Genomic DNA, 22,012 nt, shown 5'->3' on the forward strand with positions numbered 1-22,012 from the left:
ACGCACGCTTTTCTTATTTTATCCAAATGGAAGCGTTTGAAAACGAAACTTGCCCAATTTTCATATATTTTTCATAACGTTTTTCGATTAATTCATCTTTCGAAATACCGTTTAATTGCCCAAATGTTTTTTTCAACATTAAGTCAATGTTTTCTGATTGCTTTAAAATATTACGATGCGCACCGCCGCGTGCTTCTGGAATAATTTCGTCAATTACACCTAATTCTTTCAAATCCACCGCCGTGATTTTCATCGCTTCTGCAGCTTCTTTCGCTTTTCCTGCATCTTTCCAAAGAATCGCTGCCGCTCCCTCTGGTGTAATAACAGAATAAGTGGAATTTTCTAGCATATGAATGTAATCTCCTACTCCAAGACCTAACGCACCACCACTGCCACCTTCACCGATAACAATGCAAATCACAGGTACAGTAAGCCCTGCCATTTCGAATAAATTACGTGCAATTGCTTCACTTTGCCCACGTTCTTCAGCAGCCTTCCCAGGATAAGCACCTTTCGTATCAATGAAGCAGATGATTGGACGATTAAATTTCTCCGCTTGCTTCATTAAACGTAGCGCCTTTCGATATCCTTCTGGATGAGGCATTCCAAAATTACGACGAATATTTTCTTTCGTATCTTTCCCGCGCTGGTGCCCAATTACTGTTACAGGCATGCCATCATATTTCGCTATGCCGCCGACAATCGCTGCATCATCGCCATATAGACGATCTCCATGACATTCAAAAAAATCAGTAAATAAGTGCTCAATATAATCGAGCGTTGTCGGTCGTTCTGCATGACGAGCAATTTGAACGCGGTCCCATACTTTCATATTGCCGTATATTTCTTCCTCTAAATTTTCTAGCTTGTCTTCCAAAATACGAATCTCCTCGCTGAAGTCCATCTGGGTGTTTTTCGTATAGTCTTTCAGTTCACGAATCTTATTTCTTAGCTCAACAACTGGTTTTTCAAATTCTAGCTCTGCCATACAGCCGTTTCCCCTCCTTGATGAACTTCTAAAATCTTACGGAGCGACTCTCTCATATCATCGCGATGCACAACCGCATCCAATTGACCGTGCTCTAGTAAAAATTCTGCCGTTTGAAAGTCTTCTGGCAACTTCTCACGCACTGTTTGTTCAATTACACGTCTACCAGCAAAGCCGATAAGTGCACCTGGCTCTGCAAGATTATAGTCACCAAGTGAAGCGAAACTCGCTGAAACACCGCCTGTCGTCGGATGAGTCATAACAGAAATAAATAATCCTCCAGCATTGCTATGCTTTTTCAAAGCTACGCTCGTTTTTGCCATTTGCATTAAGCTTAAAATACCTTCTTGCATACGCGCACCGCCCGATGCAGTAAAGATAATAAATGGAACTTGTAATTCGTATGCTTTTTCAACTGCACGTGCAATTTTTTCTCCTACAACAGAGCCCATGCTGCCCATTCGAAAGCGAGAATCCATTACTGCAATCACAACAAGCATTTCATCAATTGTTCCTTCACCTGTCACAACTGCTTCATTTAATTCTGTTTTCTTGCGATCACTCTCTAATTTTTCTTCATAATTTGGGAACCCAAGTGGATTTAACGAAACCATCTCTTTGTCATACTCACGAAATGAATCTTCGTCCAATACACTATCAAGGCGTTCCCATGCATTCATAGGATGATGATAGCCACAGTTTACACATACTTTTAAATTTTTAAGAAGCTCTTTTGTATACATGATTTTCTTACATTTCGGACATTTTGTCATAACACCGTCCGGTACATCTCTTCGTACTTGTTCTGAAGGAATTGCAGCGTACTTTTTCTTTTTTACGAATAAATCTCTTAGCACAATTTGACCCCCTTTGTTGAGAGCTAAGGTTAGGAAGAAAATGTGGCTAACACCAAAGATCGATGTTAGCCTTGTCTTCTCAATCTGTCTAATAGAGGATGTTCAAACAGTCCGGTCAAGATAGCTACTCAGCTCTCTTTATCCTCTTTTTTTGAACACGCACTCATAACCTCTCTCTTTACGTTTAACTTTAACCGCTATGCGATAGATTGTTTGTCATAACGTGTCATGGTCATTTCGACAAATTTTATACATTACGAGTGAAACTGTATGTTTTCCATTAGTTCATCATAAATTTTTAGCGCCTCTTCTTCTTTTTTCGCGTATAACACTTCATAAAGCTTTCTATAGATTTCTATAGATTCTAGTGAAATTTCATAAGAAAGAGTCGCAACGTAATCATTTACAATTCTCCAAATTCGATATAGTAAATAATTGTCCACTCGTTCAATAAGTGTTTTGAAAAACATTTGATGAAACTCCTGAATTGAACTTTCGTCCTTTTTAAGAACTTGTTTCAACATACCTAATACACTAGAAAACGTTTCTTTCGGTAAATCACATACGATTCGAATAACATCTTTTTCAAGCAAGCGTTTCGTCTGTAACAAATCACGAATTGTTTTCTCATCTTGTAATAAAAATGGTGCGATTAATTGAACAAGACCATTGTCATAGAAGTTTCGAATAAACGTTCCTTCACCGCGTCTTGTTTCAATTAATCCTACGAGTTCTAAAGCTCGCAATGCTTCCCGTACAGATGAACGCCCAACGTTTAAACGAGCACTTAACTCGCGCTCAGATGGTAAACGATCACCTGCGACTAAACCATCCTCTTCCATAATGGAACGGATTTTCTTTACAATTTCGAGATATACTTTTGTATTTGATGATGTCAATAGAAATTCCTCGCTTACTCTTTACCAATCAACGCTAAATTTTTTGTTTTCTCAGCGATTTCATTTGGATCTACTTGACGGCGAGCTACTCCTGTCTCCATCGCAGCTTTTGCAACATAAGCCGCCACCTGAGGCGCTACACGCGCGTCAAACGGAGCTGGAATGATATAGTCTGCATTTAGCTCATCTGCCGCTACAAGCTCTGCAATGGCTTGTACAGCTGCCATTTTCATTTCTTCATTGATTTGCGTAGCATGTACATCAAGTGCACCACGGAAAATACCAGGGAACGCTAGTACATTATTTACTTGGTTCGGGAAGTCAGAACGACCAGTTCCAACAACAGCTGCTCCTGCTGCTTTTGCCAGTTCCGGCATAATTTCTGGAACTGGGTTTGCCATTGCAAAAATAATTGCATCGTCATTCATTGTACGAACCATTTCCTCAGTCAATGCACCCGCTACAGATACACCGATAAATACATCCGCGCCTTGCAGAACATCCGCTAATGAACCTTCTACACGATTTTTATTCGTATATTTTGCAACTTCATCTTTCACCGGGTTCATACCAACAGGGCGACCTTCATAAATCGCACCTTTTCGGTCACACATAATAATGTCGCGTACACCATAGCGATATAAAAGTTTAATGATTGCAATACCTGCTGCACCTGCACCATTTGCTACAACTTTAATGTCAGACATTTTCTTTTCAACTAGCTTAAGTGCGTTTACAAGACCTGCTACTGTTACGATAGCTGTTCCGTGTTGATCATCATGGAATACAGGAATATTTGTTTCTTTTTTCAAACGTTCTTCAATGATAAAGCAGTTGGGTGCTGCAATATCCTCTAAGTTTACACCGCCAAATGTCGGCTCCATTAATTTTACAGTTTCAACAATTTTATCTACATCGTTTGTATTTAAAGCAATAGGGAATGCATCTACGCCAGCAAAGCTTTTGAATAATACAGCTTTACCTTCCATTACTGGAAGAGATGCTTCTGGTCCGATATTACCAAGACCAAGTACAGCTGTTCCGTCCGTCACAACTGCTACCATGTTTCCCTTCATTGTATATTCATATACCTTACTTTTATCGTCATAAATTTCTTTACAAGGTTCTGCAACCCCTGGAGAATACGCAAGACTTAAGTCTTTAGCATTTTCTACTTTTACTTTTGATACAGTTTCTAATTTTCCTTGATGCACTTTATGCATGTGAAGTGCTTCTTCACGAAGTGTTGACAAACTATCCACTCTCCTCAAATTATTCTTGCTGATATCATTCTCTCCAAGTGGTCTGACCACGAACACTATTACTATAATAATCGAACTATAGGGAAATTGTCCATTATATTTTCACTACAACATTTTCCTCACCGACTATTTCGCGAAGTGCTCCTAAACATTCTTCACTTGGATGAATTGACAAACTACGAGATAATTGTACCATTTTATGTTCCTTTTCATAATAAATTAGTACTTTCGCAAAACCTGAATAGTGAAACAATATTTTTGTAACTTGATTTAACAACTTCTTTTCATACTGCGACGGTAGTTTTACATAAATCGATGCTTCTTTCATTTCATTGTAAACATCCATTTGTTCTAATGGATAAAGACCGTTCACAATCCATTGCAATTTATGATTTCGTTGTTCAATCGTCCCTTCCACTAAAACAATTTCACCTTCTTTTAACCTCTCCGAAAAATGAATATACGTCTCCGGAAAGACAACCGCTTCCATTTCATCATTTTGATCACAAAAAGTGACGAACGCCATTTTTTGCAATTTTTTCGTCCGAATGACTTTTACACCTGTTACATAAACAATCGCACGCTGTACGTTTCGCTTTTGCCTCATCGCTTGCGCAAGAGACGGAATTTCTAGTTCTTTTACAAGCTTTGCATACTGCGCCGTTGGATAACTGGATAAATAAAAGCCAAGCGCTTCTTTCTCATTATTTAATTGTTCAATAAAAGATAGCTCTTCTCCTTGTACGTATACTGATTTCGGGACACTTTCTTCCCCCAATTCACGCGCAAGGCTTGCATACTCTAAAGCACCCTTAATACTGTTAAACAAAGTTGTTCTCGAAACTTGAAAATCATCGAAACAGCCAGCCCAAACAAATGCCTCTAAATTACGCTCCGTAACAAACTTTGCTGGCATACGAAGACAAAACTCAAATAAATCTTGAAATGGATTTCTTTCTCTTTCCTCGATCACCGCATTCACTGTAGCCATCCCGATATTTCGAATCGAAAGTAAACTATAGCGAATTGCATTCCCTTCTATTTGGAAATTATAACTACTTCTATGAAGAGACGGCGGTAAAACATGAAAACCTTTGCGCTTCGTTTCACGTATATATTGCACAATCTTATCTTCGTTACCTATCGCACTGGATAAGAGTGCCGTCATAAACTCTAAAGGATAATTCGCTTTTAAATAAGCGAGCTGATATCCAATCATACTGTACGCTACAGCATGGCTTCGGTTAAAACCGTAATTTGCAAATCTAACAATTAAATCATAAATTTGTTCTGCAGATGTTTCATCGTATCCATTTCGTAAACACCCTTGTACAAAATGCTTTCGTTCTTGATCTAAAATCTCACGGTTTTTCTTACTCACTGCACGGCGGAGCAAATCGGCTTCTCCGAGTGAAAATCCCGCTAACTGCGAAGCAATTTGCATAATCTGTTCTTGGTATACAATAACGCCATATGTGCTTTTTAAAATTGGCTTTAAATCTGAATGTAAATAATGAATTTGACGCTTCCCATGCTTTGACTCAATAAAGGTTGGGATTTGTTCCATTGGCCCTGGACGATATAAAGCGTTGACGGCAACAATATCTTCAAACTCATTTGGTTTTAAACTGCGGAGTACATTCCGCATCCCCCCAGATTCGAGCTGGAATACACCTGTTGTATCTCCTCTTCCTAGTAATTGAAATGTCTTTTCATCTTGAAGAGGTAAATTCCGTATATCAATTTGTTTACCTGTTTTGTTCACAATAAATGTAAGAATATTTTCCAGTAACGTTAAATTACGTAAGCCTAAGAAGTCCATTTTTAACAGACCAAGTTCTTCTAACACTTCTGCTGGATATTGCGTTACATATACATCGTTATGTCCTTCTTGAATCGCAACACTTCCCGTTAATGGCTCCTGACTCATAATGACTCCTGCTGCATGAATAGACGTATGACGTGGTAAACCTTCTACACGCTTCGCAATTTCAAAAACACGCTCATGCAAGAGATTTCCTTGTACAAATTCACGAAGGGACCCGGATTCTTCATGTGCTTCTTTTAATGTAATCCCAATCCTTGATGGAATCAGTTTCGAAAATATGTCAATATCTCTCGGCGGAAGCCCCATTACGCGGGCGATATCCCGAATCGCTGCTTTTGCAGCAAGCGTTCCGAACGTAACAATTTGGGCAACGCGAAGTTGACCATATTTATCTTTTACATAACGAATCATCTCATCACGTCTAATGTCCGGAAAATCAATGTCAATATCTGGAAGAGTAACACGTTCAGGATTTAGAAATCGTTCAAAAAGCAAGTTGTACTCAATTGGATCGATATCTGTAATTTCTAACACATAAGAAACAAGAGAACCTGCTGCTGAGCCACGGCCCGGTCCTGTTAAAATACCATGCTCATGTCCGTATTTCATAAAGTCCCAAACAATGAGAAAATAATCACTAAATCCCATGCGAGAGATAACTTCAAGTTCATGATTCAAACGTTTCCTATGTACATCTTGAATCGCTCCATATCGCTTATTTAGCCCCTCTTCACAAATGCGGCGCAAATAAGCATCTGATGTTTCGTTAGATGGAACAGGAAACTTTGGCAATTGATTGACGTGGAAAGGAATTTCTACGTGGCAACATTCAGCTATACGAACTGTATTTTGAAGGGCTTCTTCTGCATGAGAAAATAAAGCTTCCATTTCAGCCGATGATTTTAAATAATACTGATCTGTTTTTAGCCTTGGTCTGTCTGGATCAGTCATCTTTGTTCCGCTCTGAACAGATAGCAAGCATTCCTGCACAAGCGCATCGCTTTGGTTCACATAACGAACATCATTTGTCGCAACGACTGGAATGTTTATTTCGTTTGCAAATTGTGGTAATTTTTCTTGCAAGAATAGTTCATCCTGAATTGCGTGATGCTGCAAACTCATATAAAAACTTCCAAACATATTTTGATACGCACGAGCTACTTCTTCAGCAATCTCGTCTCTTCCTTGTAACAATAACTGTTCAATTTCCCCATCTTTTCCTGGAGAAATCGCAATCAACCCTTTTGCATAATGAGAAAGCCACTTTTTCGGAATCCCGTCTTTAGACTTAGTCATGATGGTACTAGAAATTTTCAATAAGTTTTGGTATCCTATCTCATTTTCTGCTAACAGTACAAGCGGATAGGATTGCTCTTCTTCCTCACTAAAAACAGAGGCTGTTAATCCGATAATTGGCCGCACGCCATTCTTCTTACATGCTTTATAAAATGGAATCACTCCGTACATCACATTTTCATCTGTTATTGCAAGTGATGAAAATCCCAGCTCTTTCGCACGGCTTACAAGTTCATCAATTTTACAAGCACTTTTTAACAAACTATAAACGGTTTGACATTGTAAATGCACAAACTTCACTGTTGTACCCTCTCTTTATCTATTTGACTACTTTCATTATAGGTGATGAAGAAAGCGGAAATCAAAACATACTTCTTATACTTTGTCCATATACATGGAGGAGAAAGGGGAATGACGATGGATGTAAGACAAACTTTTTTCTCTCTTCTCATTACAACTTACTTTATTGCATTTGGAGTAATGCTTGGTGGTTCTTTAATCGGAGGAATTGGAGCATTTCTTGTTGGAAAACCAGCTCTTACTGCCATAAAACAATTCGCAGAAAACTTACGTATTTGGGCACTCGTTGCAGCAATTGGCGGAACTTTTGATACATTTTATAGCTTTGAACGAACCTTTTTCGAAGGTGCCACAAAAGATATTGTGAAACAAATTTTACTTATTTTTTTCGCAACAGGCGGCATGCAAACCGGCCTTATTATTATTAAATGGATTACGCAGGATCATGTATGAGGGTTCCAAGCGCTACAATAGCTAAAAAGTGGTATTTATTTTTAGGTGGCGCTGCCGTTGGAGGGATTTTGAGTTGGTTTATTTTTTTGTACATATACGGCGTTTTTCAAGAAGATTATGCAAAAAAAATTGTGTTTCAGGAAACGGAAATTACAAGGCTAAAAAAGAATCTTCATGTTCTTACGGAAGATCGTACTAAATTAAATGAGGAAAATAAAAGCCTTTTAACGATCCAAGAAATTAAAATTGAGATTCCGAATCATGATAAATACGATTTAGACCGTGTTACTCTTGAAAATATGATTACTTCTCTTCAAGAAGACCTCCAGCACCTCGTAACAAAAAACGTTCAAAGCGTAGCAAAAAACAAAGAATTGTTAATAAAAACAATTGAAAATAAAGTATACAAACATTATGACCGAAGCTACCGCTTTAAAATCGAAACAATTTCCTTTGATACTGTGCTCGAAATTAGCATCAATATAAAACAAGAAAAGTAGAGCTTCTGAGCCCTACTTTTCTTGTTTTTAACACATGAAGTACTTGTTTTATTTACAGATCTCACACAAGTCCGCGAAAAGACGATCTGCTTCTTCCCAAGAAGATGCTTTCGCACCAGAAGCCATCGGATGACCTCCGCCGTTATACTGCATCGCTAATTTATTAATTACCGGTCCCTTTGAACGAAGACGAACGCGAATCACATCTTCCTCCTCTAGAAATAGAGCCCAAGCTTTTAATCCATCAATATTGCCAAGCGCTCCAACAACACCAGATGCCTCTGAAGGAAGTACATCAAATTCTTCTAGTACTTCTTTTGTCAACTTAATATAAGCTGCACCTTCCTCTGTCATCGTAAAGTTTTGTAAAATGAATCCATTTAAACGAGCGATTTTCTCTTTCGTTTTATACATTTCGTTATATAACGCTGGAAAGTCCACTCCCATTTCTACAAGCTCGCCTGCATAGCGAAGTGTTCTTGCTGATGTATTTGGGAATAAGAAGCGACCTGTATCTCCAACAATCCCAGCTAAAATAAGACGAGCCGCTTCTTTTGAAATTGTTAAACCTTTATCTTTTCCGTAAGAGTAAAACTCATAAATAAGCTCACTTGTAGAACTTGATGTCGTATCAACCCACGTAATGTCCCCGTATGGATCTTCATTTGGGTGATGATCAATTTTAATAAGCTTCTTTCCTTTTGTATAACGCTGATCACAAACACGCTCTTGGTTCGCTGTATCACAAACGATAACAAGCGCATTTTCATAAGTCTCATCATCAATTTCATCCATTACTCGTAAATACGATAAAGAAGGTTCATTGTATCCAACCATATAAATCTTTTTCTCTGGGAACGATTCTTGAAGAACGGTTCCTAACCCACATTGTGAACCTAATGCATCTGGATCTGGGCGCACATGACGGTGAATAATAATCGTATCAAACTCTTTAATCGCTGTTAAAATTTGTTCGTGCATATGTATAGTCTCCTTTTTATTGATTTCTACCTCTGTAATCAATTTTCTCACTTTATCCTTCATTATAACTGAAAATAATTTATCCATGTGGACAATTGCTTTATAATAATAGTTAGAAAGTTTCGATAATGTTTTTTTGTTTTCACTTAGCATGGGGCTGAAACAGAATCTGACCGCCTCTATGCATGAACGGATCCTCTCTCCCAACTAAAACGATGGGGTTTCAGTTCAGTTTTATCCAGTTTATTTTCCCACCATATCAGTCTCGGCTATGAAAACAAAAGGGATTCTCCACTCATTCCCTCCCTTTGTTTTCACTCGGCATGGGGCTAAAACAGGCACTGACCGCTTCTATGCTTGGGCGGACACACTCTCCCAACTAAAACGATGGGGTTTTATTTTTAAATTTACCTAAATACAAACTAACGGAGGATCATATCATGCCAGTATTAGTCTTTTGTATTATCATCTCATTTATGTTGTATCTCTTCTATAAAACAAAATATTTTCGTACAAATCGTCCGATGGAAAAAGGATGGCTTGCTGGAAAATCCGCAATGGCGCTCGGTGTATTCGTTGCGCTATTTGGTGCAAACCAATTTTTCTTAGAACTCTCTACCGCACGTATTATCGTTGGCGTGTTATTTATCTTATTTGGTGGTGCTAGTATTTTTAATGGATTCCGTCAGTATAAACATTTCTCACCTCTTGCAGTCGAAGAAGCAGAAGCGTATAAAACAATGTAAAAAGCATCAGCATTTATGCTGATGCTTTTTACATTGTTTTATTTTTAAAATCATATATGCAACAAATGCAGGTGAAATATTAAAAGGATTTCCTTGCACGTGAAAATGTAATTGTTCTTCTTCAAAAGACATATTTTTATACAACTCTTGTTGTGAAAGCTTTGTTTGTTGTTTTTGCTCATTTAGTCCTTCAATGTAAAGATACTGAATAGGTATCATGGCAAGAAAATAAAACAATGCAACACCACCAAAAAAGAGCAACTCTGATGACATAGTGAACACCATCCTTTTTTCTTTATATACATCAATTATCTGATAATTCAATTATACTACAATTGAACTACCAAATAAAGGGAGGTGTTAGCGTTTGGATTAACCAAATTAACCCGTTTCTTATGTAATTGTGCATTGTTCCTTTTATCGTCAATGGTTTAGGTTTATGCGTTAATCATGAAGAAAATTTTCTTAGCTCCTATCATCACGCTCATTCTAAACGCTCTATATGAAATTTGGCATACGAAACATTACTATCCCGATTCTCCTATCACCTTTACTTCATGGAATATAATCTTCCCCACCATTTCATTACTATTAACTGTATTCATACACTTTTATAAAAAAACGGCTGAATGAACATCTCACCATAAAAGAGATTCTTCATTCAGCTTTTTTCCATACTTATCGATCAATCAGTTGTACCATTAACAGCGCTTTCCCAACAACCTCTCCTCCGTGACGCACTTCTACATCTACCTTTCCAAATTTACGACCGATTTCTAACACCTTTGGATGTACAGAAACAACATTGTCAATTTGAACCGGCTTTACAAAATAAATTGTTAAATTCTCGACAATCGAATCACTTTTTTTCTGCGCACGGATGGCGCGATTTGTTGCTTCTGTGACAACGGTTGTAAATACACCATATGATAATGTTCCAAATGAACTCGTCATTTGTGGTGTCACAGAAAATTGATAACTGTGTTCGTTCTTTGCTTCTTTCGGAGTCACAAATTGATTTGTGACGATATCCTCAATCGTTTCTCCAACTTGAGGTTGACGTTGAATCATTTGCAATGCTTGAAGTACATCTTGACGGCTAATAATCCCTTGCAATCGGTTGCTTTCATCGACAACAGGAAGAAGTTCAATCCCTTCCCATACCATCATGCGCGCTGCCGCTGCAACAGACATTTTCCCATTCACTGTAATCGGCTGTTTTGTCATCACTTTTTCAATTGGTGTTTCTTTTGCGATGCCAATCATATCTTTTGAAGTAACAATCCCTAATACCTTTTTATTTTCATCTACAATTGGATAACGCCCATGCATTGTTTCTTTATTATACGCATGCCATTGCGCTACTTTATCACTAGGTTTTAAATATAACGTTTCTTCAATTGGCGTCAAAATATCTTCCACAAGTACAATTTCTTTTTTAATAAGCTGATCATAAATGGCACGGTTAATAAGCGTTGCCACAGTAAACGTATCATAGCTGCTTGAAATAATCGGCAACTTTAATTCATCCGCTAATTTTTTCACATGATCTTCTGTATCAAATCCACCTGTAATTAATACAGCTGCCCCTGTTTCTAGTGCCAACTGATGCGCATTCGTCCGGTTACCGATAATTAGCAAGTTCCCAGCTTCTGTATAGCGCATCATCGCTTCTAATTTCATGGCCCCAATCACGAATTTATTTAATGTTTTATGTAATCCTTCTCTCCCGCCTAGCACTTGGCCATCGACGATATTAACCACTTCAGCATATGTTAGTTTTTCAATATTTTCCTTTTTCTTTTGTTCAATTCGGATTGTTCCGACACGTTCAATTGTACTAACATACCCTTTATTCTCTGCATCTTTAATCGCACGATAGGCCGTTCCTTCACTTACACTCAAATCTTTTGCAATTTGGCGCACAGAAATTTTATGCCCTACCGGCAGACTATTAATATGTTCTAAAATTTGATTATGTTTGGTAGCCAAATGGTTTCACCATACTTTCTTTTCCCTAAATTCTTCATGTGTTGTATTTTTAGTATACTATATTTCCGAAACTGTTACACTGTACTTTTATGTATCTGTACTATTTTTTTTATAACAAAATGATCCTTACATTCCATCGGTCACATTCTTACAACAGTGTAATGCTATTGTCATCTCATTCGATAGTTTGTCCATCATTTCAAATGTACAATAAAGACAAGAAATCAAACAAAGGAGCGAATGAAAATGAAAAAATTTTTAGAAGTTGTAGGTGCTGTATTTTTAGCTTTCGTTGATGGCAAAAAAGTTGCCATGGAATTAAATGAAGCACCAGAACAAACATTACCAAAAGTAAAAGAAACACCAAAACAAGCATCGACTTTCAAACCTATTTTACACACATAAAAGACCCTTCACTTGTCTTTTCAAATGAAGGGTCTCTTTTTTTATAATGTAATACTTTCTCCAGCTTCTAATACCTTACCTGTACTACTTGTTAATTTTTGAACAAAAAGATGCGGATCCTGTTCAATAACTGGGAACGTATTATAGTGCATTGGTACAACCGTTTTTGCTCCAATCCATTCCGCAGCTAACACTGCATCCTCTGGTCCCATTGTAAAATTATCACCAATTGGTAAAAATGCTACATCAATTTTGTTAAGAGATCCAATTAACTTCATATCAGAAAATAATGCAGTATCCCCTGCATGATAAATCGTTTTCTCTTCTGCCGTAAATAAAATTCCAGCCGGCATTCCCGTATATGTAATCGTCTTATTTTCTTCATCAATATAACTAGAACCATGGAATGCTTGTGTAAATTTCACTTTTCCAAAATCAAGCACATGTGAACCACCGATATGCATCGGATGTGTATTTACACCTTGCCACCCTAAAAATGTTGCGAGTTCAAACGGCGCTACAACAACTGCATTATTTTTCTTCGCAAGTGCTACTGTATCACCGACATGATCACCATGACCGTGCGATAAAATAATCGCGTCTACCTTAACATCTTCAGTCTTTAAATCTGTTTTCGGATTACCTGTTAAAAACGGATCAATTAAGATAACCTTTCCATTCGTTTCAATCTTTACAACTGAATGCCCGTGATAAGATACTTTCATTGTTACATTCCTCCTTATTCACATTCACACCTTCTATTCTACATGATTTCACAATTTCCTGTCTTTTCAAACAGCGATTTGCTTGTCATAACACTTTCATCCGATGTAAAGTTATATATGTAATTAAAATCTCGGAGGTGCGAATTTATGAATACTAGATTAGAAAACTTAATGCAATGGCTACAAGAACAGAACGTGGAAGCTGCATTTTTAACTTCTACACCAAACGTCTTCTATATGACAAACTTCCATTGCGAACCACACGAAAGACTACTCGGTCTATTTGTATTCCAAGAAAAAGAACCAATTTTAATTTGTCCTAAAATGGAAGAAGGTCAAGCTAGAAACGCTGGCTGGGCACATGAAATTATCGGATTTACCGATACAGACAAACCATGGGATATGATTGCAAAAGCACTTAAAGATCGCGGCATTGATGCAAATAGAGTAGCAATTGAAAAAGAACATTTAAATGTAGAACGCTATGAAGAATTAACAAAATTATTCCCAAAAGCATCTTTCCAATCCGCTGAAGAGAAAGTACGTGAACTTCGTTTAATTAAAGACGAAAAAGAACTTTCTATTTTACGTCAAGCAGCTTCCATGGCTGACTACGCTGTTGAAATCGGTGTAAATGCAATTGAAGAAAATCGCAGCGAATTAGAAGTGTTAGCAATCATCGAACATGAAATGAAGAAAAAAGGTATACATAAAATGTCCTTTGACACAATGGTATTAGCAGGTGCAAACTCTGCCTTGCCACACGGTATCCCAGGTGGAAACAAAATGAAGCGCGGTGACTTCGTACTATTTGACTTAGGTGTAATCATTGACGGTTATTGCTCTGACATTACACGTACAGTCGCATTTGGCGATCTTTCAGAAGAACAAACACGTATTTACAACACTGTACTAGCAGGACAATTACAAGCGGTTGAAGCTTGTAAACCAGGCGTTACACTTGGCGAAATTGACAATGCTGCTCGCTCTGTCATCGCAGATGCAGGTTACGGAGAATTCTTCCCACACCGCCTTGGTCATGGACTTGGCATTAGCGTACACGAATATCCAGATGTAAAAGAAGGAAACGAGTCTCTATTAAAAGAAGGCATGGTCTTCACAATCGAACCAGGTATTTACGTACCAAACGTAGGTGGCGTTCGTATTGAAGATGATATCTACATCACGAAAGACGGATCAGAAATTTTAACGAAATTCCCAAAAGAATTACAGTTTGTAAAATAAGAAAAAAGGTAGCGAATACGCTACCTTTTTTAAATACCATTTTTCTCTACGATTTCAAACTGATTAACAGTCATTTTCCCTGGGTAACTTTCAAGTATCTTAGAAAACCATACTTTTATTTTATATCCTGATTTCAACTGTTTATATGCATTTTTATCACCAAAATGTAGAATCGTGTCCGCTGGGGTATCCAAATGTTGTTGTAGCTCCACATACTCCTGCAACCCTTTTTTCGTTTTGAACTTTTTGTTACTAATGAAATATACAGTTGTATTTTTCACTATAACGTATCCTTCCATAACACCTTTTTCTGTTTGTTGTTGTATATTCACCGGCTCATTCTCAGTTTGCTCATTACGTGTACATGCTGTTAATATCACGAAAGAAACAGTAAATAAAACGTACACACACAACATCCATGTGTTTCTCTTCATTTCATGCCTCCATTATAGAAACTTCATTAATCAATCCTATTTCTAACATTTTTTGTTCGTCTCTAATCGTTTTTTTGAAATCCTCAATACATGATTGATTTGTTGAAGAAAGGCATTTATTTCTTGTATATTCTCCGTTTCTATCATAATATTAAAATACAGAATTTTCTAAATAAAGAGGAGGGATTACATGCAACAACTTCAAAAACAATTAGAAGAAATAAAAGCTAATCATTACGCTATAGATTCCACTGTAAATATTCATGATTTAAGTTCGAAAATGCTTCAATATATCGGTGTACCAGATGGCTATTTACGAGATAAATTAATCTATACGGCCTTTTACCATCTCATCACAAACGATCATATTACAAACAGGCATTTACAGAAATTATTGTCCCAAAGTATAAGCGAGCAATATTTATTTTACAAAATTAACACTGACGATACAGACGCTGTATTTACGAGATCATTTACAACACTATTAATCGCTTTAATCATAAACGCCGATACAAAACATAACTTTTTATCACAGTCTGACATATTAGATGTGAAAGACAAATTAATGTTATATATGGACCAAGAACATGATTTCAGAGGTTATGTTAACGATCAAGGCTGGGCTCATAGCATCGCTCATGTTTCCGATACATTCGATGAACTCGTTCAAAATCCAAAACTTGAGGCCTCCTATTACCCTGAAATACTACAAACCTTGTTAGAAAAAATAAATGTACATACAATGTATTACAAGTATGAAGAAGATGAGCGAATTATCACTCCTATCATTGCCATGCTGAAAAATGGTTTAGATGAAAAAAAACTCATCTCAGCTCTGCATTCTTTAGTAAATCAATTACAAGTTCAAAAACCTGAATTACCTATCGAACCTTATGAAGCGTTATATGGAAATATAAAATCGTTCTTGCGTAGCTTGTTTTTTAGATTACGAACACTTTCTATATGCAAAGAAGCCGAAAACGAGGTTGAAAATTTATTAAAGGAATTACGCCAATACTACTAAAAAAGAAGGCCACTCAAAAAGTGCCTTCTTCCATTTCACTAATATTTAATTGAAATTTAACAATCCAAACTGAGAAAAGGTGTACACAAATCGCAATGGTCATACATGTCCCGCTCAAAAAACTTAGAATTGGATGCGAATAGGCATGCCCTAAACCATAAGACGCTCCAACAAAAAACATTGTTATGTAGATATAGATCGCTCCATGTATTTGCTTCATATAAACCCCCTTTTCCCATATTATAACATTAACTTTCTAACTATTCACATCAATCTGTATAAGTTAATGTTTCTCAACAGTTACTCCTCTTACAGCCACTTTTATATAGGGTACCCCGTATAACGGTTGTAATTCCTCTGTCTTTCCTGTTACGACTACGCCGTAGATCGGTAAGTCTCGAGGTGAGATATTCTTTATTTCTTTATATTGACTTTTCTATTAATAATGATTCAAACGTTTCATGACTCATTCTGCTCTCCTTCCTATATACTCAACGTTTGAAAGCTTGAAATGTATACAAGTTTCTGCTGAAAATTTTTCACAAATAAAAAAGCCCATCTATTCTGATGTGCTTTTTCGTATATACAAAGAATACTATTTTATTATTTCATCGCCTCTTTGACCACATCTTGAATCATGACAACCTCTGTTTCCATATTGGCAGCAGGCGCTTCCTCATCAATACATTCATACCAAAATTCCAAATGCTTTTTATCAACTTCGTGCCGAGAAGCTTCGACATCTATCCCGCTTTCTCCTTGGACAGAATACCAATACAAATATTCTTCTCCATCTCTTATTTCCCGGAAAATTGTCTCTACATACATTTTCTCGTCGTTTAATGTCAATAACACTTCTTTCATATGATCATTTAGCATCTTCATCCATTCATCAACACGGTGACTTTTCCCTGGCTTCACTTTGAATCTTGTTAATTCGACGTTCATCGTTTATCCCTCTACCTTCTTACGTACATATAAAACATATTCCACTGGATGATCAAAACCTAGTTTACTAGCAAGTCTTTGTGAGGGTATATTATCCACATTACAATCCCAGCACGGCGTAATACTATTTTGTATACAATGTTCTATGAAATAAGTTGCGACTAATCGAGCGAGCCCTTTTCCCTGATAGTCTGGATCTGTTGCGATATCAATTTCTGCAAAACCATTACTTCTAAAAATTGAGACACATTCAGCCACTATCTTTTGATCTTGTACAATACAAAATCCAAAACCACGCTTCAAAAACACTTCTTTTGATCCCCAATATTCTGTATAATACTGTTCCGTAAATTCAGTACTTTTTTCGATTATGTTTTTATCAATCCGCTTTACTTTGTATGTAGAATCTTCTAATTCTCTTTTTCTATCTTCAAAGATATCTCTCTGAAATAGAAATTTTTTTCGAGGGATTTTTCTAAAAGAACCCTTGAAATGATTTTCAATAATGCTTTCCCACTCTATGCTAGAAACAAATAATGTGAATCGCTTCTCCGTTGTTAAAACATCATTTTCAATATAAGAAAACAAAGTATGTTGAAATTCCTGATCATGTGTATCTCCAAACAGATAGTAAATGCCATTAGCAGTCGCAATCATTCCTGTTGTTAATCTCTCATTTACAAAAATCTCACCATCTATTATTCGATCACATACTGCATAGGCAAAAGTAGATGTCTGTTTGTTATCTTCTAAAACTGGAAGAATCGTATGATATTCTGCTAACACTAACTTTTTCATACATTCTCCACAATAACGGTATCCGCATCTAAGTTTTCGAAGCAAAGATTAACAGTGCGCTGTAGTGCCTTTGTTCGGTGAACGGTACCGGCTGGAATTAAAATCGAATCATTTGGTTTTAATACAGCTGTATCCTTATCTTGAAAATCGATAAGTAATTCTCCCTCGAGTACTATAAATAATTCATCCGAATTCGAGTGAAGATGCCAATCATATTCCCCCGTAAACACAGCAATTCGTAAACAATGACTATTCACATTCGATACAACAAAATTTTTGTGCCTTTCTGTAATATCTTTTGTGAGTTCTAAAAGATTCACTTTCTCCATTGTTCTCCTCATCCCCTAGTGATTTATTATTTTCCCCAAAACCATCCAAGTGCAATAATCATCATACAAACCCAAAAGCCGATTGTTCCAAAATCAATATCTTTTTCCTGTTTTTTCTTCCTTACCTTTTTTACTTCTTCTTTTAACTCTTGTACACTTTGTTCTAATTTAACAATTGCTTCTTTCATTTCATTCAGTTCACTTTTCTCTTGTACTTTATCTTCTGACTCTTTTGCTAGATTCATTGCTATGCACCCTTTTCGCGACGCTCTATTCCATTCTAATGATCTCGTTTTTTCCAAATCTATTTTTGCCTTTCATCATTCTGAAAAATAAAACATTTCAAACTAAATTACTTTCAGTTTTAATCTCCACCGCCTCCGCAATCTCCACCCCCACTATCGCTCGCACTACTACAATCATTATCGCTATAGTTTGCAAATCCACTAGATGAATTGGAGGAATAAGAAGATCGTTTCCTTTTCTGCTTTCTTTTCTCATCTTTTTTACTTTCACGGCTTGGCCATACTTTATCAAACACTACAAAAAACATACCGAATGGTACCAAAAAAGCAATGCCCTGTAAGATGTCTTCCAAAAATTCAGGTCTTATCTCTATCTGATAAAATACACCTAACACAAAAAAGCATACGATTACATAAATGACCATACTAATATATCTGGCTATTTTCTCTATACTAAGGGCCAACTTCTTTTGAAATGGTATATTATGTTCCTGTTTTTTCTTTATATATTTCTGTCTTCTTATTTGTTTTTTCTTGCTACTTTTTCTCCCCATTTTATCCCCTCTCTAAAATCTATCTCACATATATAATTTCAAACTATCATAAGAGGAATCGTATTAACAAGAAAAAAATTCCATTCCGATAAATTTCCAAACAAAAAACCCTCCTTATCACAAGGAGGGCCTCATCTAATATTTATTATGATAAAGCAGGAGCTTTTTCAAGAAGCTCTTTCGCATCAGCGTATTGTAAGCCGTGTGCTTCTGCAACTGCTTCAAATGTTACATAACCATCTAATGTATTAATACCTTTTAATAATGCAGAGTTGCCTAGGCAAGCTTGTTTGTAGCCTTTGTTTGCAATTTGTACTGCATATGGTACTGTTACGTTTGTTAATGCAAGTGTAGATGTACGTGGAACCGCACCTGGCATGTTTGCAACTGCATAATGAACAACGCCGTGTTTTTCATAAGTTGGGTTATCATGAGTTGTAATGCGGTCAGTTGTTTCGAAAATACCACCTTGGTCAATCGCGATATCTACTACAACAGAACCTGGCTCCATTGATTTAATCATTTCTTCTGTTACAAGTTTTGGAGCTTTTGCACCTGGAATTAATACCGCACCGATAACAAGATCAGATTCTTTTACAGCTTCTGCAATGTTATATGGATTAGACATTAATGTTTTGACTTGATTGCCAAAAATATCATCTAATTGGCGAAGACGTTCTGCACTTAAGTCGATAATTGTTACGTCAGCACCTAAGCCTACCGCGATTTTCGCTGCGTTTGTACCAGCTTGGCCACCGCCGATAATTGTTACTTTACCGCGTTTCACCCCTGGAACGCCTGCAAGTAAGATACCTTTGCCGCCTTTATTTTTCTCAAGGAATTGCGCACCGATTTGTGCAGACATACGACCAGCTACTTCACTCATCGGTGCAAGTAGTGGTAAAGAACGATTGTCTAATTGTACTGTTTCATAAGCGATTGATACTACTTTGTTGTCAATTAATGCTTTTGTTAATTCTGGTTCTGGAGCTAAGTGTAAGTATGTGAATAAAATTAAACCTTCGCGGAAATAACCATATTCGCTTTCTACTGGCTCTTTTACCTTCATAACCATCTCTTGATTCCATGCTTCCTCAGCAGTTTCAACAAGTTTTGCTCCAGCTTGTACGTACTCTTCATCTGTAAAGCCAGATCCTAAACCTGCACCCTTTTGAACAAAAATTTCATGACCATTGTGTACCAAATGTACAGCACCAGCTGGCGTCATTGCCACGCGGTTTTCGTTGTTTTTAATTTCTGTTGGAATACCGATACGCATTATTAATTCCCCCTTGAGTTATGAAATGACCCCTGAATCATTTTTTAAAGCGCTTTCTACGCTCTTATATTCTAACATAATATCTCAATATTTGACAAAAAATAATGCGAGTTTTCCGATAGATTTTGCCCCGCATTAACGGACAGTAATATCCCCCTCTCAAGATGAAAAAGCCCCAAAATCAGGTGGGGGATACACTATCCATAAATGCCCGATTGGTGAGGGCTAACCATCATTGAGGGATAAAGCTCCCCAATGATGGAAGTTTCACTTTATCTATTTTTGTCGATATCGGTGAATAACATCAACTGCCCCTGTTACTTCTATAATTGTGCCTGTAATCATATCGGAATCTTCTTCGCATAGAAACGAAATTGTTCGAGCAATATCTTCACCTGTTCCAGATCTACCAATTGGTGTTCTAATGTCTTTCATCGTACGCGCCTGCTGAATTGTCGCCTCTTTCATTTCACCAATAATATCTCCTGGACAAACCATATTCGCTGTAATGCCATATTCCGCTTCTTCATAGGCAATTGTTTTCGTTAACGAAACAAGTCCTACCTTTGCAGCCGCAAATGCAGAACGGTACATCCAGCCAGGTGCACTATCTGCCCCTTGAAATCCGTAATTGATAATGCGACCAAAATGCTGCTTCCTCATAATGGGAACGACAAGTTTTAATAAACGGAACACTGCTGTTAAATTCCCTTGTATCATTTCATTCCATTCATCTTCTTCGTAATCAATTAACTTTTTACGTTCAAACACATAAGGACCTGCATTATTAATCAAAAAATCAATTTTGCCAAAACGGCTAATTGCTTCTTCTACTATTTTATGTAAATCTTCTTTTTTCGTGACATCTGCTTGCACAAACTGTAGACGTTCTTCTATATTTTTATACTTTTCTTTCATTGTTTCTACAGCACTCATATCGCTATGATATGTTACAGTTACTGAATATCCTTTAGCTAATAAATTCTCTGTTACTTGCTTTCCTAAACCTTTCGTACCGGCCGTAATGAGCGCGTGTCTCACAAACATGCCTCCTTTTAAATTGCTATACTTCATATGTAACAAGTTCTCCCTACAATTACAACTAAAAAGAATTAGAACAGAGTTTTCAAAATTCTGTAACGTTTCTGGCAAGCACGTTACCATATTTTGTTTTATAATTAAGTTGTAAAAGCTTATAAAAACGAATTGGGAGGAATCTACTATGAATAATACATATACAAATATTTTAATTGCAGTGGACGGTTCCAAAGAAGCAGAAAAAGCCTTTAAAAAAGCAATTCAAGTCGCAAAGCGCAACAACGCAATATTAACAATCGCTCATATCGTTGATGTAAAAGCATACTCTGCTGTAGAGGCATATAGCCGCGCAATCGCTGAGCGTGCAAATCTCTTTGCAGAAGATTTATTAGAAGACTACAAAAAGACTGCAACTGAAGCTGGCCTTGAAAAAGTAGAAACTGTATTAGAATTCGGTAATCCAAAATCTAAAATCTCAAAAGAAATTGCTCCAAAACAAAAAGTAGATTTAATTATGTGTGGTGCAACTGGTTTAAACGCTGTAGAACGATTCTTAATCGGTAGCGTCTCTGAACATATTATTCGCTATGCAAAATGCGATGTCCTTGTTGTTCGTGGTGAAGAAGAGCAAGGTGACATTTAATAAATAACGAAAACACCAAGTCTTATGTGAACTGTACCCTATAAAATGGACAGTTTAATAAAAAGACCTTTAAAAATTAGGCACTTAAAAGATGGTTCCGGTATTGTACCGGAGCCATTTTTTTGAGTGTCCATTGATAACGATCATAATTATAATCTTGCATATACTTCTCGATTACTAGTTGAAGAGATTGGAACGTTTGACAACACTTATAGTCTAATTCATCTTTCATATGACCGAAAA

The 22,012-nt window shown here is 36.8% G+C and carries 26 protein-coding genes and 1 pseudogene; 7 read left to right on the forward strand and 20 right to left on the reverse strand.

Translation table 11 applies throughout. The annotated features are described in order from the left end of the window. Nucleotides 1-13: 13 nt before the first annotated feature. The 5 genes from accA to dnaE all read right to left on the reverse strand — a co-directional run bounded on the left by accA (nucleotide 14) and on the right by dnaE (nucleotide 7,430). Entirely contained in the window at nucleotides 14-988 is a 975-nt protein-coding gene (gene accA / locus JDS96_RS06420) for an acetyl-CoA carboxylase carboxyl transferase subunit alpha (protein ID WP_018764465.1), read from the reverse strand. After that, complete coding sequence (accD, locus tag JDS96_RS06425; RefSeq protein WP_199666405.1) at nucleotides 976-1,845, reverse strand: acetyl-CoA carboxylase, carboxyltransferase subunit beta; 870 nt, start codon at nucleotides 1,843-1,845, stop codon at nucleotides 976-978. The genes accA and accD overlap by 13 nt, the downstream gene beginning before the upstream one ends. 254 nt (nucleotides 1,846-2,099) lie before the next feature. Next, nucleotides 2,100-2,744, reverse strand: a complete 645-nt coding sequence (locus tag JDS96_RS06430; protein WP_003200956.1) for a FadR/GntR family transcriptional regulator — start codon at nucleotides 2,742-2,744, stop codon at nucleotides 2,100-2,102. 14 nt (nucleotides 2,745-2,758) lie between these two features. Then, nucleotides 2,759-3,967, reverse strand: coding sequence for an NADP-dependent malic enzyme (gene ystJ, locus JDS96_RS06435; RefSeq protein ID WP_199666418.1), 1,209 nt, complete (start codon nucleotides 3,965-3,967; stop codon nucleotides 2,759-2,761). A gap of 133 nt (nucleotides 3,968-4,100) precedes the next feature. Further along, on the reverse strand, nucleotides 4,101-7,430 hold the full coding sequence (gene dnaE, locus JDS96_RS06440; protein ID WP_098806351.1) for a DNA polymerase III subunit alpha: 3,330 nt from the start codon (nucleotides 7,428-7,430) through the stop codon (nucleotides 4,101-4,103). 117 nt (nucleotides 7,431-7,547) lie between these two features. Between dnaE and ytrH the strand changes: the two genes are divergently transcribed. Both ytrH and ytrI read left to right on the forward strand, forming a co-directional pair. Further along, complete coding sequence (ytrH, locus tag JDS96_RS06445; RefSeq protein ID WP_026008455.1) at nucleotides 7,548-7,883, forward strand: sporulation membrane protein YtrH; 336 nt, start codon at nucleotides 7,548-7,550, stop codon at nucleotides 7,881-7,883. Further along, nucleotides 7,880-8,383, forward strand: coding sequence for a sporulation membrane protein YtrI (gene ytrI / locus JDS96_RS06450; RefSeq protein WP_018764469.1), 504 nt, complete (start codon nucleotides 7,880-7,882; stop codon nucleotides 8,381-8,383). The genes ytrH and ytrI overlap by 4 nt, the downstream gene beginning before the upstream one ends. Nucleotides 8,384-8,431: 48 nt before the next feature. On the opposite strand, the gene JDS96_RS06455 is transcribed toward ytrI, so the two are convergent. After that, nucleotides 8,432-9,364, reverse strand: coding sequence for a DHH family phosphoesterase (locus JDS96_RS06455; protein ID WP_199666406.1), 933 nt, complete (start codon nucleotides 9,362-9,364; stop codon nucleotides 8,432-8,434). 440 nt (nucleotides 9,365-9,804) lie between these two features. Between JDS96_RS06455 and JDS96_RS06460 the strand changes: the two genes are divergently transcribed. Continuing rightward, nucleotides 9,805-10,110, forward strand: coding sequence for a YtpI family protein (locus JDS96_RS06460; protein ID WP_006096165.1), 306 nt, complete (start codon nucleotides 9,805-9,807; stop codon nucleotides 10,108-10,110). Nucleotides 10,111-10,116: 6 nt separating this feature from the next. Here JDS96_RS06460 and JDS96_RS06465 read toward each other — a convergent pair whose 3' ends face one another. Both JDS96_RS06465 and JDS96_RS06470 read right to left on the reverse strand, forming a co-directional pair. Then, the gene (locus JDS96_RS06465; RefSeq protein ID WP_199666407.1) at nucleotides 10,117-10,383 is read right to left on the reverse strand and encodes a DUF3949 domain-containing protein; all 267 of its coding nucleotides are present in this window, start codon (nucleotides 10,381-10,383) and stop codon (nucleotides 10,117-10,119) included. Between the two features lie 405 nt (nucleotides 10,384-10,788). After that, entirely contained in the window at nucleotides 10,789-12,102 is a 1,314-nt protein-coding gene (locus JDS96_RS06470; RefSeq protein ID WP_018764473.1) for a DRTGG domain-containing protein, read from the reverse strand. Nucleotides 12,103-12,348: 246 nt separating this feature from the next. On the opposite strand from JDS96_RS06470, the gene JDS96_RS06475 reads away from it, so the two are divergent. After that, on the forward strand, nucleotides 12,349-12,507 hold the full coding sequence (locus JDS96_RS06475) for a hypothetical protein (RefSeq protein WP_199666408.1): 159 nt from the start codon (nucleotides 12,349-12,351) through the stop codon (nucleotides 12,505-12,507). A gap of 41 nt (nucleotides 12,508-12,548) precedes the next feature. On the opposite strand, the gene JDS96_RS06480 is transcribed toward JDS96_RS06475, so the two are convergent. Further along, the gene (locus JDS96_RS06480) at nucleotides 12,549-13,232 is read right to left on the reverse strand and encodes a metal-dependent hydrolase (RefSeq protein ID WP_199666409.1); all 684 of its coding nucleotides are present in this window, start codon (nucleotides 13,230-13,232) and stop codon (nucleotides 12,549-12,551) included. 147 nt (nucleotides 13,233-13,379) lie between these two features. Here JDS96_RS06480 and pepQ point away from each other — a divergent pair, with 147 nt between their 5' ends. Then, nucleotides 13,380-14,477: a Xaa-Pro dipeptidase gene (gene pepQ / locus JDS96_RS06485; RefSeq protein WP_199666410.1), complete on the forward strand. Its 1,098-nt coding sequence runs from the start codon at nucleotides 13,380-13,382 to the stop codon at nucleotides 14,475-14,477. Between the two features lie 29 nt (nucleotides 14,478-14,506). Here pepQ and JDS96_RS06490 read toward each other — a convergent pair whose 3' ends face one another. Then, nucleotides 14,507-14,911, reverse strand: coding sequence for a DUF3221 domain-containing protein (locus JDS96_RS06490; RefSeq protein WP_033796467.1), 405 nt, complete (start codon nucleotides 14,909-14,911; stop codon nucleotides 14,507-14,509). Nucleotides 14,912-15,101: 190 nt separating this feature from the next. On the opposite strand from JDS96_RS06490, the gene JDS96_RS06495 reads away from it, so the two are divergent. Next, nucleotides 15,102-15,935 carry a DUF2785 domain-containing protein gene (locus JDS96_RS06495; protein WP_033797307.1) on the forward strand — a complete coding sequence of 278 codons (834 nt, stop codon included), beginning with the start codon at nucleotides 15,102-15,104 and terminating at the stop codon, nucleotides 15,933-15,935. A gap of 13 nt (nucleotides 15,936-15,948) precedes the next feature. Here the strand turns inward: JDS96_RS06495 and JDS96_RS06500 are convergent, their stop codons facing one another. The 9 genes and pseudogenes from JDS96_RS06500 to JDS96_RS06540 form a co-directional block, all read right to left on the reverse strand. Continuing rightward, the gene (locus JDS96_RS06500; protein ID WP_033796466.1) at nucleotides 15,949-16,155 is read right to left on the reverse strand and encodes a hypothetical protein; all 207 of its coding nucleotides are present in this window, start codon (nucleotides 16,153-16,155) and stop codon (nucleotides 15,949-15,951) included. Nucleotides 16,156-16,218: 63 nt separating this feature from the next. Further along, nucleotides 16,219-16,362: pseudogene (locus JDS96_RS06505) on the reverse strand (anti sigma factor C-terminal domain-containing protein); the annotation flags it as partial. 176 nt (nucleotides 16,363-16,538) lie between these two features. Continuing rightward, nucleotides 16,539-16,883 carry a DUF6176 family protein gene (locus JDS96_RS06510; RefSeq protein ID WP_199666411.1) on the reverse strand — a complete coding sequence of 115 codons (345 nt, stop codon included), beginning with the start codon at nucleotides 16,881-16,883 and terminating at the stop codon, nucleotides 16,539-16,541. 3 nt (nucleotides 16,884-16,886) lie between these two features. Further along, the gene (locus JDS96_RS06515; RefSeq protein WP_199666412.1) at nucleotides 16,887-17,681 is read right to left on the reverse strand and encodes a GNAT family N-acetyltransferase; all 795 of its coding nucleotides are present in this window, start codon (nucleotides 17,679-17,681) and stop codon (nucleotides 16,887-16,889) included. Further along, on the reverse strand, nucleotides 17,678-18,010 hold the full coding sequence (locus JDS96_RS06520; protein ID WP_199666413.1) for a cupin domain-containing protein: 333 nt from the start codon (nucleotides 18,008-18,010) through the stop codon (nucleotides 17,678-17,680). The genes JDS96_RS06515 and JDS96_RS06520 overlap by 4 nt, the downstream gene beginning before the upstream one ends. Nucleotides 18,011-18,036: 26 nt before the next feature. Further along, complete coding sequence (locus tag JDS96_RS06525) at nucleotides 18,037-18,255, reverse strand: phosphodiesterase (RefSeq protein ID WP_199666414.1); 219 nt, start codon at nucleotides 18,253-18,255, stop codon at nucleotides 18,037-18,039. 119 nt (nucleotides 18,256-18,374) lie between these two features. Further along, on the reverse strand, nucleotides 18,375-18,809 hold the full coding sequence (locus tag JDS96_RS06530; protein ID WP_018764485.1) for a hypothetical protein: 435 nt from the start codon (nucleotides 18,807-18,809) through the stop codon (nucleotides 18,375-18,377). Nucleotides 18,810-18,954: 145 nt separating this feature from the next. Then, nucleotides 18,955-20,088: an alanine dehydrogenase gene (gene ald, locus JDS96_RS06535; RefSeq protein ID WP_003201075.1), complete on the reverse strand. Its 1,134-nt coding sequence runs from the start codon at nucleotides 20,086-20,088 to the stop codon at nucleotides 18,955-18,957. A 276-nt stretch (nucleotides 20,089-20,364) separates the two neighbouring features. After that, nucleotides 20,365-21,162 carry an SDR family oxidoreductase gene (locus tag JDS96_RS06540; RefSeq protein ID WP_003208709.1) on the reverse strand — a complete coding sequence of 266 codons (798 nt, stop codon included), beginning with the start codon at nucleotides 21,160-21,162 and terminating at the stop codon, nucleotides 20,365-20,367. A gap of 148 nt (nucleotides 21,163-21,310) precedes the next feature. Between JDS96_RS06540 and JDS96_RS06545 the strand changes: the two genes are divergently transcribed. Further along, the gene (locus JDS96_RS06545; RefSeq protein WP_003201067.1) at nucleotides 21,311-21,769 is read left to right on the forward strand and encodes a universal stress protein; all 459 of its coding nucleotides are present in this window, start codon (nucleotides 21,311-21,313) and stop codon (nucleotides 21,767-21,769) included. Nucleotides 21,770-21,845: 76 nt separating this feature from the next. Here the strand turns inward: JDS96_RS06545 and JDS96_RS06550 are convergent, their stop codons facing one another. Further along, nucleotides 21,846-22,001: an IS3 family transposase gene (locus tag JDS96_RS06550; RefSeq protein WP_098929690.1), complete on the reverse strand. Its 156-nt coding sequence runs from the start codon at nucleotides 21,999-22,001 to the stop codon at nucleotides 21,846-21,848. Nucleotides 22,002-22,012 lie beyond the last annotated feature (11 nt).

The sequence above is a fragment of the Bacillus cereus group sp. N21 genome (assembly GCF_016483395.1).
Classification (GTDB): domain Bacteria; phylum Bacillota; class Bacilli; order Bacillales; family Bacillaceae_G; genus Bacillus_A; species Bacillus_A pseudomycoides.

What these genes read in the sequence shown, in the direction of transcription:
- JDS96_RS06490 (WP_033796467.1), bottom strand. Translation starts at nt 14,911, where the DNA reads ATGAAGAGAAACACATGGATGTTGTGTGTGTACGTTTTATTTACTGTT.
- ytrI (WP_018764469.1), top strand. Translation starts at nt 7,880, where the DNA reads ATGAGGGTTCCAAGCGCTACAATAGCTAAAAAGTGGTATTTATTTTTA.
- JDS96_RS06550 (WP_098929690.1), bottom strand. Translation starts at nt 22,001, where the DNA reads ATGAAAGATGAATTAGACTATAAGTGTTGTCAAACGTTCCAATCTCTT.
- JDS96_RS06455 (WP_199666406.1), bottom strand. Translation starts at nt 9,364, where the DNA reads ATGCACGAACAAATTTTAACAGCGATTAAAGAGTTTGATACGATTATT.
- ystJ (WP_199666418.1), bottom strand. Translation starts at nt 3,967, where the DNA reads ATGCATAAAGTGCATCAAGGAAAATTAGAAACTGTATCAAAAGTAAAA.
- JDS96_RS06460 (WP_006096165.1), top strand. Translation starts at nt 9,805, where the DNA reads ATGCCAGTATTAGTCTTTTGTATTATCATCTCATTTATGTTGTATCTC.
- JDS96_RS06465 (WP_199666407.1), bottom strand. Translation starts at nt 10,383, where the DNA reads ATGTCATCAGAGTTGCTCTTTTTTGGTGGTGTTGCATTGTTTTATTTT.
- JDS96_RS06540 (WP_003208709.1), bottom strand. Translation starts at nt 21,162, where the DNA reads ATGAAGTATAGCAATTTAAAAGGAGGCATGTTTGTGAGACACGCGCTC.
- JDS96_RS06480 (WP_199666409.1), bottom strand. Translation starts at nt 13,232, where the DNA reads ATGAAAGTATCTTATCACGGGCATTCAGTTGTAAAGATTGAAACGAAT.
- accA (WP_018764465.1), bottom strand. Translation starts at nt 988, where the DNA reads ATGGCAGAGCTAGAATTTGAAAAACCAGTTGTTGAGCTAAGAAATAAG.
- JDS96_RS06515 (WP_199666412.1), bottom strand. Translation starts at nt 17,681, where the DNA reads ATGAAAAAGTTAGTGTTAGCAGAATATCATACGATTCTTCCAGTTTTA.
- JDS96_RS06525 (WP_199666414.1), bottom strand. Translation starts at nt 18,255, where the DNA reads ATGAATCTAGCAAAAGAGTCAGAAGATAAAGTACAAGAGAAAAGTGAA.
- JDS96_RS06530 (WP_018764485.1), bottom strand. Translation starts at nt 18,809, where the DNA reads ATGGGGAGAAAAAGTAGCAAGAAAAAACAAATAAGAAGACAGAAATAT.
- pepQ (WP_199666410.1), top strand. Translation starts at nt 13,380, where the DNA reads ATGAATACTAGATTAGAAAACTTAATGCAATGGCTACAAGAACAGAAC.
- ald (WP_003201075.1), bottom strand. Translation starts at nt 20,088, where the DNA reads ATGCGTATCGGTATTCCAACAGAAATTAAAAACAACGAAAACCGCGTG.
- JDS96_RS06510 (WP_199666411.1), bottom strand. Translation starts at nt 16,883, where the DNA reads ATGAACGTCGAATTAACAAGATTCAAAGTGAAGCCAGGGAAAAGTCAC.
- JDS96_RS06475 (WP_199666408.1), top strand. Translation starts at nt 12,349, where the DNA reads ATGAAAAAATTTTTAGAAGTTGTAGGTGCTGTATTTTTAGCTTTCGTT.
- JDS96_RS06520 (WP_199666413.1), bottom strand. Translation starts at nt 18,010, where the DNA reads ATGGAGAAAGTGAATCTTTTAGAACTCACAAAAGATATTACAGAAAGG.
- JDS96_RS06495 (WP_033797307.1), top strand. Translation starts at nt 15,102, where the DNA reads ATGCAACAACTTCAAAAACAATTAGAAGAAATAAAAGCTAATCATTAC.
- JDS96_RS06545 (WP_003201067.1), top strand. Translation starts at nt 21,311, where the DNA reads ATGAATAATACATATACAAATATTTTAATTGCAGTGGACGGTTCCAAA.
- JDS96_RS06500 (WP_033796466.1), bottom strand. Translation starts at nt 16,155, where the DNA reads ATGAAGCAAATACATGGAGCGATCTATATCTACATAACAATGTTTTTT.
- ytrH (WP_026008455.1), top strand. Translation starts at nt 7,548, where the DNA reads ATGGATGTAAGACAAACTTTTTTCTCTCTTCTCATTACAACTTACTTT.